This window comes from Streptococcus sp. HMSC062B01 (assembly GCF_001811085.1).
GTDB classification, from domain to species: Bacteria; Bacillota; Bacilli; order Lactobacillales; family Streptococcaceae; genus Streptococcus; species Streptococcus gordonii.
The window spans coordinates 1-12,721 of the sequence record NZ_KZ672765.1 but is presented as its reverse complement, the minus strand read 5'-3'; the positions used below and the strand labels follow the sequence as shown (position 1 = coordinate 12,721).

At 39.0% G+C, this 12,721-nt stretch carries 14 protein-coding genes and 1 tRNA gene; 1 reads left to right on the top strand and 14 read right to left on the bottom strand.

Annotation, left to right across the window (positions count from 1 at the left end; genetic code table 11):
- Positions 1-51: 51 nt before the first annotated feature.
- The 13 genes from HMPREF2780_RS00400 to HMPREF2780_RS00340 form a co-directional block, all read right to left on the bottom strand.
- The gene (locus HMPREF2780_RS00400; RefSeq protein WP_045504127.1) at positions 52-822 is read right to left on the bottom strand and encodes an acetyl-CoA carboxylase carboxyl transferase subunit alpha; all 771 of its coding nucleotides are present in this window, start codon (positions 820-822) and stop codon (positions 52-54) included.
- Positions 819-1,682, bottom strand: coding sequence for an acetyl-CoA carboxylase, carboxyltransferase subunit beta (gene accD, locus HMPREF2780_RS00395; RefSeq protein WP_012130743.1), 864 nt, complete (start codon positions 1,680-1,682; stop codon positions 819-821). The genes HMPREF2780_RS00400 and accD overlap by 4 nt, the downstream gene beginning before the upstream one ends.
- 67 nt (positions 1,683-1,749) lie before the next feature.
- Positions 1,750-3,129 (bottom strand): acetyl-CoA carboxylase biotin carboxylase subunit, encoded by a 1,380-nt coding sequence (locus HMPREF2780_RS00390; RefSeq protein WP_045773066.1) that lies wholly within the window; start codon positions 3,127-3,129, stop codon positions 1,750-1,752.
- A 17-nt stretch (positions 3,130-3,146) separates the two neighbouring features.
- Positions 3,147-3,569, bottom strand: a complete 423-nt coding sequence (gene fabZ, locus HMPREF2780_RS00385) for a 3-hydroxyacyl-ACP dehydratase FabZ (protein WP_048777619.1) — start codon at positions 3,567-3,569, stop codon at positions 3,147-3,149.
- On the bottom strand, positions 3,566-4,054 hold the full coding sequence (gene accB / locus HMPREF2780_RS00380; RefSeq protein ID WP_048777622.1) for an acetyl-CoA carboxylase biotin carboxyl carrier protein: 489 nt from the start codon (positions 4,052-4,054) through the stop codon (positions 3,566-3,568). The genes fabZ and accB overlap by 4 nt, the downstream gene beginning before the upstream one ends.
- A gap of 6 nt (positions 4,055-4,060) precedes the next feature.
- On the bottom strand, positions 4,061-5,293 hold the full coding sequence (gene fabF / locus HMPREF2780_RS00375; RefSeq protein WP_048777624.1) for a beta-ketoacyl-ACP synthase II: 1,233 nt from the start codon (positions 5,291-5,293) through the stop codon (positions 4,061-4,063).
- A gap of 89 nt (positions 5,294-5,382) precedes the next feature.
- Entirely contained in the window at positions 5,383-6,117 is a 735-nt protein-coding gene (fabG, locus tag HMPREF2780_RS00370; protein WP_061596021.1) for a 3-oxoacyl-[acyl-carrier-protein] reductase, read from the bottom strand.
- A 9-nt stretch (positions 6,118-6,126) separates the two neighbouring features.
- The gene (gene fabD, locus HMPREF2780_RS00365; RefSeq protein ID WP_048777628.1) at positions 6,127-7,047 is read right to left on the bottom strand and encodes an ACP S-malonyltransferase; all 921 of its coding nucleotides are present in this window, start codon (positions 7,045-7,047) and stop codon (positions 6,127-6,129) included.
- Positions 7,040-8,017, bottom strand: coding sequence for an enoyl-[acyl-carrier-protein] reductase FabK (gene fabK, locus HMPREF2780_RS00360; RefSeq protein WP_048777631.1), 978 nt, complete (start codon positions 8,015-8,017; stop codon positions 7,040-7,042). The genes fabD and fabK overlap by 8 nt, the downstream gene beginning before the upstream one ends.
- 288 nt (positions 8,018-8,305) lie before the next feature.
- Positions 8,306-8,530 carry an acyl carrier protein gene (locus HMPREF2780_RS00355; protein ID WP_002893611.1) on the bottom strand — a complete coding sequence of 75 codons (225 nt, stop codon included), beginning with the start codon at positions 8,528-8,530 and terminating at the stop codon, positions 8,306-8,308.
- Positions 8,531-8,585: 55 nt separating this feature from the next.
- Positions 8,586-9,560 (bottom strand): beta-ketoacyl-ACP synthase III, encoded by a 975-nt coding sequence (locus tag HMPREF2780_RS00350; protein ID WP_048777633.1) that lies wholly within the window; start codon positions 9,558-9,560, stop codon positions 8,586-8,588.
- A complete protein-coding gene (fabT, locus tag HMPREF2780_RS00345; protein WP_008809618.1) occupies positions 9,560-9,994 on the bottom strand; it encodes a fatty acid biosynthesis transcriptional regulator FabT in 435 nt (144 codons plus the stop codon). The genes HMPREF2780_RS00350 and fabT overlap by 1 nt, the downstream gene beginning before the upstream one ends.
- A gap of 137 nt (positions 9,995-10,131) precedes the next feature.
- Positions 10,132-10,923: an enoyl-CoA hydratase gene (locus HMPREF2780_RS00340; protein WP_048777635.1), complete on the bottom strand. Its 792-nt coding sequence runs from the start codon at positions 10,921-10,923 to the stop codon at positions 10,132-10,134.
- A gap of 252 nt (positions 10,924-11,175) precedes the next feature.
- Between HMPREF2780_RS00340 and HMPREF2780_RS00335 the strand changes: the two genes are divergently transcribed.
- On the top strand, positions 11,176-12,546 hold the full coding sequence (locus tag HMPREF2780_RS00335; protein WP_048777637.1) for an aspartate kinase: 1,371 nt from the start codon (positions 11,176-11,178) through the stop codon (positions 12,544-12,546).
- A gap of 98 nt (positions 12,547-12,644) precedes the next feature.
- Here HMPREF2780_RS00335 and HMPREF2780_RS00330 read toward each other — a convergent pair.
- Positions 12,645-12,718 (bottom strand) — tRNA-Asn (locus tag HMPREF2780_RS00330).
- Between the last annotated feature and the right edge of the window lie 3 nt (positions 12,719-12,721).

The following is a 12,721-nucleotide window of genomic DNA, read 5'->3' as shown; positions in this document are numbered from 1 at the left end:
ATTCTTAAAAAGAGACCAAGACAAGAATATCTTGGTCTTCAAAAAATCTTCTTAATATTTTCTAAAACGCTGATAACGTTGGTCTACCAATTCTTCCACGCTCCACGAAGAAAGTTGTTCTAATTCAACTAAAAGTTCTTGTTTGATAGAAGTAATCAAGTCCTGATTGCTTAAACCTGTTTCCTCAATTACCTTATCAACAATCTCCATTTGTAAAAGTTCGTGGGATGTTATTTTCATTAACTCAGCAGCTTCCATTGCTCTACTGCCGTCCTTCCACAAGATAGAAGCAAAGCCTTCTGGACTCAAAACTGCATAAATAGAATTTTCTAACATCCAAACTCGATTCGCCACTCCTAGAGCTAAGGCCCCTCCAGAACCACCTTCACCAATAATAATGGCAATAATAGGTACTTTCAGATCACTCATCTCCATCAAGTTTCGAGCAATAGCTTCACCTTGGCCACGCTCTTCTGCTCCAACACCTGGATAAGCTCCAGCAGTATTGATAAAAGTAACGATTGGGCGACCAAATTTTTCTGCCTGCTTCATTAGGCGCAAAGCTTTACGATAGCCTTCAGGATGAGGCTGACCGAAATTCCGTTTTAGATTATCTTGAAGATTCTTCCCTTTTTGAATTCCAATAACAGTCACTGGACGGCCGTCTAGGCTACCGATGCCCCCAATCACAGCTCCATCATCTCGAAAAGAACGATCTCCATGCAATTGAATGAAATCATCAAAAATTGCCTTGGCATAATCAAGAGCCGTCAGCCGAGTCTGATCTCTCGCTTCTCTTACAATCCGAGTAATCTTTGTCATTGCTGCCCTCCATGAAATTCCAACAATTTAGCAATCTTATCTCTTAATTTTGCTCGTTTAACAATAGCATCTACAAAACCATGTTCCAAGAGAAATTCTGCCTTTTGAAAACCATCTGGCAAATTTTCACGAACAGTGGATTCAATAACTCGACGACCAGCGAATCCAACAAGACTTTGAGGTTCCGCTAAAATAATGTCACCTTCCATTGCAAATGACGCTGTTACCCCACCAGTAGTAGGGTCTGTCAAAATCGTCAGATAAAACAAACCTGCTTTAGAATGTCTTTGTACTGCCGCTGAAATTTTAGCCATCTGCATGAGACTAATAATCCCTTCCTGCATACGTGCCCCTCCAGAAGCTGTAAACAAGACTACTGGTAATCGAAGTTCAGTTGCATATTCAAACAAGCGTGTAATTTTTTCTCCAACTACACTTCCCATGGAGGCCATGATAAAGTTTGAGTCCATTATTCCCAAAGCTGTTTTATGTCCTTTGATGGAGGCAGTTCCTGTTAACACAGCTTCATCCAAGCCAGTTTTTTCACGCATTTGGGCCAATTTGTCCTTATAATTAGGAAAATTCAATGGATCTTTCGTTTCAATGCCTGTAAATAATTCTTCAAAAGTATCTTCATCTACAGTTAAAGCAAGTCGCTCAAGTGCTGTAATACGGAAAGTATAACCACAATTAGGACAAACACGATCGCTACCTAAATCTTTTTGGTAAATGGTATGCTTACAACCAGGACATTTCGAAAAGAGCTCATCCGGTACCTCTGGTTTTTGTTGAGGCAGTTCCCTATATGAACGATTAGGATTAATCCGGATATATTTATCCTTTTTGGAGAATAAAGCCATCATTTACTCCTTTATTACTACAGTTTCCCTTTACAAAAGCTTAGCTTCCTTCGCTTTATGAAAGGTTTTATTTATCTTCTTTTAATCTTTCTTGGTAAGCAGGGAGAAATTTCTCCATTAAAAAGGCTGTATCATAATCCCCTGCAATAACCTGAGAGTCTGAAATCAAGTCTAACTGAAACTCACTGTTGGTTAATACACCATCGATTTCCAATTCATAAAGAGCTCGTTGCATCTTCATCAAAGCGTCAAAACGATTTTCCCCATGAACAATGATTTTAGCAATCATACTATCATAGTATGGAGGAATAGTGTAACCTGGATAAACAGCTGAGTCCACACGAAGACCTACCCCACCACTAGGCAAATATAGGTTTGAAATCTTACCCGGACTTGGGGCAAAATTAAAGGCTGGATTTTCAGCATTGATCCGGCATTCGATGGCATGACCGCGAATTTCAATATCATCTTGTGTGAAAGAAAGTTCTTGACCATCAGCAATGCGAATCTGTTCCTTAACAATATCTACGCCAGTCACAAATTCTGTTACAGGATGTTCTACTTGAACACGAGTGTTCATTTCCATAAAGTAGAACTCACCCTTATTTTCATCATAAAGAAACTCAATTGTTCCAGCATTTTCATAGCCGACTGACTGAGCTGCTCGTACAGCTGCATCTCCAATCTTTTGACGAAGAGTCTTCCCTATAGCCACTGATGGAGCTTCTTCTAAGACCTTTTGGTTATTACGCTGGAGCGAGCAATCACGTTCGCCCAGATGGACAACATGTCCATACTGATCTGCCAAAATCTGCACTTCAATATGACGAGCAGGATAAATAACACGCTCCATATACATGGCTCCATTACCAAAGGCTGCCTTGGCTTCGCTTGAAGCAGACTCAAAAGCCGCTACCAAATCTTCAGCCTTTTCAACCTTACGGATTCCCTTTCCGCCACCTCCAGCAGAAGCCTTAAGCATAACAGGGTAGCCAATTTTTTCAGCAACCTCCAAAGCCTCTTCTGCAGTAAAAACTTCTCCGTCAGATCCTGGAATAACTGGAACATTAGCTTTAATCATCTGAGCACGAGCATTAATCTTATCGCCCATCATATCCATGATCGCCCCAGAAGGACCGATGAATTTCACACCAACTTCTTCACACATGGTTGCGAACTTAGAATTTTCACTCAAAAATCCAAAACCAGGGTGAATAGCTTCGGCCTCTGTTAGAACAGCTGCTGAAAGCACAGCATTCATATTTAGATAAGAATCAGTAGACTTAGCAGGGCCAATACAAATAGCTTCATCTGCCAACAATGTATGTAGAGCTTCTTTATCAGCTGTTGAATAGACCGCCACTGTAGCAATCCCCAACTCTCGAGCCGCACGAATAATTCTGACCGCAATTTCCCCACGGTTAGCAATCAATATTTTACGAAACATGGTGAAATCTCCCTTTTCTATTGGCCAATAGCAAATGTCAAGGTGCCACTAGCTGCAAGTTTGCCATCTACTTCTGCTTTAGCTTCAACAACTGCAATAGTACCACGACGTTTCACAAATTTAGCAGTCATGATAAGCTGATCACCTGGAACAACTTGTTTCTTGAATTTGACCTTATCCATTCCCGCATAAAAGACTAATTTGCCTTTGTTTTCTTCTTTAGACAATTCCAGTACACCCGCAGTCTGAGCCAAAGCTTCCATAATCAAAACACCCGGCATGACTGGATACTGTGGAAAATGTCCGTTAAAGAATGGTTCATTAATTGTCACATTTTTTAAAGCAACAATCTCATCTTCGCCAACTTCTAATACACGATCCACCAACAACATTGGATAACGATGCGGAAGCGCCTCTTTTATTGCATTGATATCGATCATTTAATGCGTACCAGACCTTTCCCAAATTCAACCATTTCTTCATTTTGAACTAAAACTTCCGTGATAATACCATCTTTAGGAGCAGGTACTTCGTTCATGACTTTCATAGCCTCGATAATCATCAAGGTTTGCCCTTTCTTCACTTGGTCACCTACGTTCACAAAAGCAGGTTTATCTGGTCCGGCTGCTAAATAGGCTACTCCAACCAAAGGACTTTCCACAACATCACCTTCAGCTGCACTTGGTGCAGGTGCTGCTTCAGCAATCACTTCTTGCTGTTCAACAACTACTTCAGCCTGAGGAGCTGGAGCAATTGGAGCTACTGGTGTAGCTGTAGGAAGAGTACTTGCATTAACCTCTTGAGGTACAATTCTTCCTTCGTTTTTACTGAATGTCAGTTCATCTTGTTGATTTTTATACGAAAATTCCCGCAAACTTGATTGGTCAAACTGTGCCATCAAGTCTTTAATTTCATTGATATTCATAAGTTATTATGCCTCCCAACGTTTAAAGGCTAGAACAGCATTATGTCCACCAAAACCAAATGTATTGGAAATAGCATAAGGAATTTCCTGTTCTTTTCCTTGTCCAAAAATGACATTGGCTTCAATGTAATCAGACAATTCTTGAGTTCCTGCAGTCTTTGGTGCAAAGCTATGACGCATTGCTTCAATAGTCGCAATAGCTTCCACTGCTCCAGCTGCTCCAAGTAAATGCCCTGTAAAAGATTTAGTTGAAGAAACAGGGACATCTTTGCCTAAAACAGCCACAATCGCACCACTCTCTCCTTTTTCATTGGCAGGAGTAGAAGTTCCGTGAGCATTAACATATGCCACATCTTCAGGCTTAATTTCGGCTTCTTCTAATGCTAGTTTAATAGCTTTAATCGCACCAAGCCCTTCCGGATGTGGTGAGGTCATGTGGTGAGCATCACAAGTATTTCCATAACCAACAACTTCAGCAAGGATTGTTGCACCACGTTTTTCAGCATGTTCTAGACTTTCCAACACCAACATTCCAGATCCTTCACCCATAACAAAACCATTTCTGTCTTTATCAAATGGAATAGATGCACGAGTTGGGTCTTCAGTTGTGGACAAAGCCGTCAATGCTTGGAAACCAGCAATCGCAAAAGGAGTGATGGAAGCTTCAGAACCACCAACTAACATCACATCTTGGAAACCAAATTTAATAGAACGGAAGGCATCTCCAATTGCATCGTTAGATGAGGCACACGCTGTATTAATGGATTTACAAACTCCATTGGCACCAAAGCGCATGGCAACATTCCCAGAAGCCATATTTGGCAAGGCTTTTGGAAGTGTCATTGGTTTCACTCGTTTTGGACCTTTTTCGTGCAAGCGGATAACTTGATCTTCAATTTCCTTAATACCACCGATACCTGAAGCAACGATAACACCAAAACGATCTTTATCAATAGCTTCCACGTCAAGACCAGCATGATTTACAGCTTCCTCTGCAGCATAAAGAGCATACAGTGAATAATTATCAAAACGGTTAGTGTCTTTTTTAATGAAGTATTTATCAAAAGGAAAATCTTGAACCTCAGCAGCATTATGAACAGCAAATTCACTGTGGTCAAACTTAGTGATTGGTCCAATACCAATTTTTCCTTCCTTAAGGCTAGTCCAAAATTCTTCTGGTGTATTTCCAATTGGGGAAGTTAGGCCATAGCCAGTTACTACAACACGATTTAGTTTCATCTCAACACTCCTTTTTACGGTAAGATTTAAACTTAGAAAATTGCAACTAAGATGCATTCTAAGTAGATTTTTTCTATACTTTTACTAAATTATTGCATTGTCAAGCCACCATCGATAGTGATTACCTGACCTGTTAAGTATTCCTGACTGGCAAGAAAGACTGCAACATCTGCAACTTCCTCAGTATTACCAAAACGCTTCATTGGTATTTGAGCCAGAGAAGCTTCTTTAATTTTTTCTGGCAAACCATCAGTCATATCAGATTCAATAAATCCTGGGGCAATCACATTGACGCGAATATTACGAGCCGCAACCTCACGAGCTACTGACTTAGAAAAGCCAATCAAACCTGCTTTAGAGGCGGCATAGTTTGCTTGTCCAATATTTCCTGTCAAACCGACCACGCTAGACATATTGATAATAGCTCCCTGACGCGCCTTAGTCATTGGTTTTAAAACAGCTTGCGTCATGTTAAATGCACCAGTCAAATTAACCTTTAGCACTTGTTCAAAATCTTCCTCAGTTAATTTAAGCATGAGTTTATCTTTAGTAATTCCTGCATTATTAACCAAAACATCTACTGAACCCAAAGCTAGAGCTGCTTCTTCTACCATGCGCTTTGCATCAGCACTATCTGAAACATCCCCAGTAACCGCAAAAACCTTTACAGGATAGCCTTTAAACTCTGCCAAGACGTCCTCTGAGACTTCTCCACGGCCATTTAAAATAATATTAGCTCCAAGACTAGCGAATTTATGGGCAATAGCAAGACCAATTCCCCGAGTGGAGCCTGTAATCAATACGTTCTTATCTTTTAATTCCATATTGTTTCCTCATTTTTCCAGAAGTTGTGTCAAACTAGCTTGATCTTCAACTTGATAAATAGCAGCAGACTTATCAATCTTTTTTACAAATCCAGAGAGAACTTTTCCTGGACCAATCTCGATAAACTCTGTTACACCAGCTTCTTGCATTCTGGCAATACTATCATAAAAGCGAACTGGCTCCATCACTTGACGTGTTAATAGCTCCTTGATTCGTTCCTTTTCCATAACACTGGCTTCCGTATTCCCTACCAGAGGAACTTTAAAGTCAGAAAAATTGACATTCTCTAAAGCTTCAGCTAATAAATCACTAGCAGGTTTCAATAGAGCCGTGTGGAAAGGTCCTGATACGTTAAGTGGAATCAATCTCTTTACCCCAGCTTCTTGCAAAAGCTCTACAGCTTTATCCACTGCTTCAGCTTCTCCACCAATTACAATCTGGCTAGGTGTATTATAGTTCGCTGGAGACACTACGCCAAGCGCACTAGCCTTTTTACATGCATTCTCTATCAGATCTAAATCAGCATTAAGAACTGCCACCATTTTACCAGAACCTGCTGGAGCTGCTTCTTCCATGAAGGATCCGCGTTTAGCAACCAAAGCTAGAGCGCTTTGAAAATCTAAGGCTCCAGAAGCCACCAAAGCAGAATATTCTCCTAAAGAAAGACCAGCAACCATATCAGGATGGATTCCTTCTTGAATTAACAAACGGTAAATGGCCAGAGACGTAGTCAAAATTGCTGGCTGGGTATAGCGGGTCTGATTTAGTTTTTCTTCATCATTATCAATCAAATCACGCACATCATAGCCTAAAATTTGACTAGCTTCCTCAAAAGTTGATTTCACCACGTCATATTGATCATAGAGCTCACGTCCCATACCAAGGTACTGTGCCCCCTGACCAGCGAACAGAAAGGCTTTTTTAGTCATTATTTCTAGTTACTCCTGCCCAACGTTTAGCTTCTTGCTGAATTCTTTCAGCAGCACCATAGTAAACATCTTTCAAAATTTCTTCAACGGTCTCTTCCTTGCTGACCAAACCAGCAATTTGTCCTGACATGACCGAACCATTCTCAACATCTCCACGGACAACTGCATTTGCTAAGGCACCCGCACCAAGATTTTCGAATACTGTTAAATCTGGATTTTCTTGTTTGAAAGCTTCTTTTTCAGCTTTTTCAAAATCTCTTGTCAGCTTATTTTTCAAAGCGCGGACTGCATGACCAAAATGCTGAGCTGAAATTGTTGTATCAATATCGCGCGCCTTCAAAATCATATCTTTATAATTTTGATGAGCATTTGATTCCTTAGCAACCACAAAGCGAGTTCCTAATTGAACTGCTTCTGCTCCTAACATAAAGCCAGCAGCTGCACCTGAACCATCTGCAATACCTCCAGCTGCAATAACAGGGATATTGACCGCTTCTACAACTTGCCGAGTAAGGGCCATCGTTGTCAATTTCCCAATATGACCTCCGGCTTCCATTCCCTCAGCAATAACAGCATCTGCACCAATTTTTTCCATCCTCTTAGCGAGAGCAACACTTGGCACTACTGGAATGACCGTAATACCCGCTTCGTGAAAACGAGCCATATACCGACTTGGATTCCCTGCACCAGTTGTCACTACTTTTACGCCTTCTTCAATGACTAAATCAACAATATCATCAACGAAAGGTGATAAAAGCATGATATTCACTCCAAAAGGCTTATCTGTCAAAGACTTAATCTTATCAATATTTGCTTTAACAACTTCTTTGGGAGCGTTGCCTCCACCGATAATTCCTAAACCACCTGCTTTAGAAACAGCACCAGCTAAGTCTCCATCTGCTACCCAAGCCATTCCACCTTGGAAAATAGGATATTTAATATTTAGTAATTCTGTAATTCGTGTTTGCATAATACCTTCCTTTTATCATTGCTTAAGTAATAGCTTGATTCTCTTAAAAACGAATGTTTTCTATACTTTGACAGTCAAACTATTACCTAAACAAGAGGGAGTGGATAAAAAATCATTTAAACAGACTTTTTCGTTCCACCCCGGCCATCTTGACTTCATCGAATCTTTACTCTGCCTATTGTTTCCTCTTAAACATTAGAAGAGATAAAAGACAGTCAAGACTGCCACCTCAAATTCGTCTTCTTTAAAAGAGGGCGAGAACGTATTCTCAGCCCCATTTACTTTTTCTTATTTAGTTTTTTCTTCTACATAAGCAACCAAATCACCAACTGTGTTCAAACCTTCTTCAGTTTCGATTTGGATGTCAAATGCATCTTCGATTTCTGAGATAACTTGGAACAAGTCAAGTGAATCTGCTTCAAGATCATCGAAAGTTGACTCAAGAGTAACTTCTGATGGTTCTTTACCAAGTTCTTCTACAATAATTTCTTGTACTTTTTCAAATACTGCCATGATAGACTCCTTTAAAATAAAAATATTTTTTAATATGTGAAAACCACATGATTAACTAAATTGTAACAATAAGTGTTCCCCATGTCAAACCTCCACCGAAACCAGATAATAAAATTTTCTGACTTCCATCTAGCATAACAAGGCCTTGCTCGACACACTCAGATAGTAAAATAGGGATACTAGCTGCACTTGTATTTCCATATTCCATCATATTAGCTGGAATTTTATCTCTTGAAACACCAAGCTTTTTCGCTATTTTATTCAAAATACGATCATTGGCCTGATGGAGCAAGAAATAATCTATTTCATCAACTTCCAGCGGACTAGCTTCGATCGTATTTTTAATAGACTGAGCAACATCTCGAATAGCAAAATCAAAAATTGCCCTACCATCCATTGTCAAATATTTTTCATCATCCTCAGTCTGCGCAAAAGGCGATTGCAAACCAATTTGGCAAGAGGTGAGACTTTCTCCACGAGAACCATCCGTTTTCTGGATTTCTGCAAGAAAATGTTGATCAGAAGTGCTTTCCAGCAAGACTCCTCCCGCACCATCACCAAACAAGACCGCAGTGCCTCGATCAGACCAATCTACAACCTTTGATAAGGTTTCACTTCCAATAACCAACCCCTTCTGATAAACACCTGAAGATATAAGTTTTTCAGCTGTCGAAAGTGCAAATACAAAGCCACTACAAGCAGCTATTAAATCATATGCAAAAGCTTTCTTTGCTCCAATATTAGCCTGAACGCGAGCCGCTGTTGATGGCATCAATGAATCTGGCGTAATAGTAGCAACGATGATAAAATCAAGATCTTGAGCAGAAATTCCTGACTTTTTCAGTAAATCTAAGGCAACTCTTGTCGCTAAATCGCTTGTCGATTCATTATGAGAAATATGACGCTTTCTGATTCCAGTCCGACTTGAAATCCATTCATCACTTGTATCCATGATTTGGGCTAAATCGTCATTCGTAACGACTTGCTCAGGTGCATAATGAGCAACTTGACTGATTTTTGCAAATTTCATTATTTTAAATCCTCAAGAAACTGATATAGGTTTTTCAAGCCTTTTTGCATCACTTGAATTTCATCCCTACTCATACCAGCAATAATCTTGTCTAGCATTGAATGATGAAAACGTCGATGCAAACGATACAAAAGACGACCACTTTTCGTCAAACTCAAATGAACCACACGACGATCAATATCAGAACGAGTTCGTTCTACATACCCTTTTCGCTCCAGATTATTTAAGCTCGTTGTCACAGTTCCTAGAGTCACCATAAGCTCTCTAGAAATGTCACTAGGAGTTGCATTGGGAGTTTCGCCAATAACATCAATCGTATGCATTTCTTTGATAGAGACGTCATTGAAGCGACTGCCCCGCAAACTGGACTCTTCAATCACCAATACATTATTAAAAATCGACGTCAAATAATCATTTACTAATTGGTAATTCAATCATCCATCCCCCTTTATAAATATTCAAGCATCAAAACATTTGACTATCAAATTATATCAAAGTCCAAATATTTTTGCAAGTTCTTTTTGAAAATGATTTACTTTTTTTCAATTTATATAATTTCAATAAACAGATATTATTTCCCTTGAAATTTAGGACGACGCTTTTCTGAATAAGCACAGACCCCTTCTTTAAAATCTTCGGTAAAAGCTAACGACTTTTGTAAGTGCAATTCCAATTCAGCATATTCTTCCCAATCAGAAAATTGACTTTTCCAAATCATTTCTTTCATTGCCTTATACGAATTTCCTGAACCACGTTTTAGTTTTTTGATTAATTGCTCTGTCGTTTTCTCCAACTTTTCAGATTCACAAAGTCGATAAAGAATCCCGTATTCCAAAGCTTTGTCAGCTGTCAAAGCCTCACCAGTCATGACAAGGTGGGTTGCACGAGTCACACCAATAGCACGAGTAAGTAAATACAGTCCTCCCGCATCTGGAGCTAATCCAACTCCAACGAAAGCCTGAATAAATCGCGCTTTTTCACTTGCAATACAAAAATCAGCAGCAACGACCATATTAGCAGCAGCACCTGCAACAGGCCCATCGACACTCATGATGACAGGCTTAGGTAATTTCTTCATCTCAAAGGAAATAACATTTACTAACTCAGCAATCTTCACTAAGGATTGGATATCATCCGCATCAACAGCACGCTGCATTTCTGCTAAATCTCCTCCAACTGAAAAAACCTTACCATTTGCCTTGATAAGCAAAATTTTTACACTATCATCTGACGCAGCCAATGAAATTGCTTCTAAAATTTCTTGGCACATTGGAATATTAAATCCGTTAGAAACCTCTGGTCGGTTAAAGGTAAGAACAGCTACTTCGTCCAGAACTTCGTAGAAAATATTTGTAAATGTCATATCACTTCTCCAAATTCTATCTTAGCAATTTGATTTGATATGCAAATATTTTGAATATCAAATTGTTGCTTTTAAAATATTCTAGCACAAAATTTTATTTTCTCAAAACAAAATCTGAAAGAATAAAGCAATAGTTCGGCTTTTCTACTTTTTATTCCTAAAAAAACTGACACTATGCTTGATATTTGCTATAATGTAAAGAAGCAATATTACAAATTGTCTGAATAATAACAAAACCCTTTAGGAGAAAATATGAAAGTTGTCAAATTTGGTGGTAGTTCACTTGCCTCTGCAACTCAATTAGGAAAAGTTTTAAACATTGTAAAATCTGATTCCGAACGAAAGTTTGTAGTTGTTTCTGCACCCGGAAAACGAGAGCAATCTGATACAAAGGTTACAGACGCACTAATCAAATATTACCGAGCTTATGTTGAAGAAGGTGATGTCACCCCACACCAAGAATGGATCATTAATCGATATGCCCAGATGATTGAAGAATTAGAGCTCAAACCTGTTGTCCTTGAAAAAATAACAAAGAGCATTTTAAATCTAGCTACACTACCAATCGAAGATAATCTCTTTCTTTATGATAGCTTTTTAGCAGCTGGAGAGAACAATAACGCCAAGCTGGTTGCTGCATTTTTTAATAAAAACGGCCTTAATGCCCGTTATATTCATCCTAAAGATGCAGGAATATTTGTCAGTAGCGAGCCTGGAAACGCAAGAATTTTGCCCTCTAGCTACGATAAAATTGAAGAATTAACCAACTTTGAGGAAGTACTTGTAATACCTGGATTCTTTGGTGTAACTAAAGATAATCAAATCTGCACTTTCTCAAGAGGTGGCTCTGACATAACAGGCTCAATCATTGCAGCCGGAGTTAAAGCTGACCTATACGAAAACTTCACAGATGTAGATGGCATTTTTGCAGCCCATCCTGGTATTATTCACGAACCAGATTCTATTCCTGAGTTAACCTATCGTGAAATGCGAGAGTTAGCATATGCAGGTTTTAGTGTTCTTCACGATGAAGCACTTATCCCAGCTTACCGTGGTAAGATTCCTCTAGTTATTAAAAATACGAATAACCCTAATCATCCAGGAACAAAAATTATTCTAAATCATACTGATAAAGCAATCCCTGTTGTCGGGATTGCAGGAGATTCCAACTTTGTTAGTATAAACATGTCAAAATATTTGATGAACCGTGAAGTTGGTTTCGGTCGCAAAGTTCTCCAAATCTTGGAAGAATTGAATATTCGTTGGGAACACATGCCGACAGGAATCGATGATTTATCAATCATTCTAAGAGAAAGGGAATTAACCCCAATAAAAGAAGAAGAAATTCTCCGTCAACTTACACAAAAAATTGAAGTAGATCATGCAGAAATCGAACACGGCTTGTCAATCATTATGATTGTAGGTGAGCAAATGAAAAGCCATATCGGTCTGACTGCTACTGCTACAAAGGCTCTATCAGACAGCAAAATTAATATTCAAATGATCTCTCAAGGATCTAGCGAAGTTTCTATCATGCTCGTAGTAAACTCAGAACAAGAAAAAGCAGCTATTAAAGCCCTCTATGAAGCATTCTTTAATAAACATAAAAAGCTTGAAGAATAATCTTCAAGCTTTTTATTAAATAAGAACTTAAAAGTTAAATTGCAAAAACACAATAAATATAAAAAGACAAGAATTTCTTGTCTTACTTATAGATATAACTCCGGCAGTAGGACTCGAACCTACGACATCATGATTAACAGTCATGCGCTACTACCAACTGAGCTATGCCGGATAA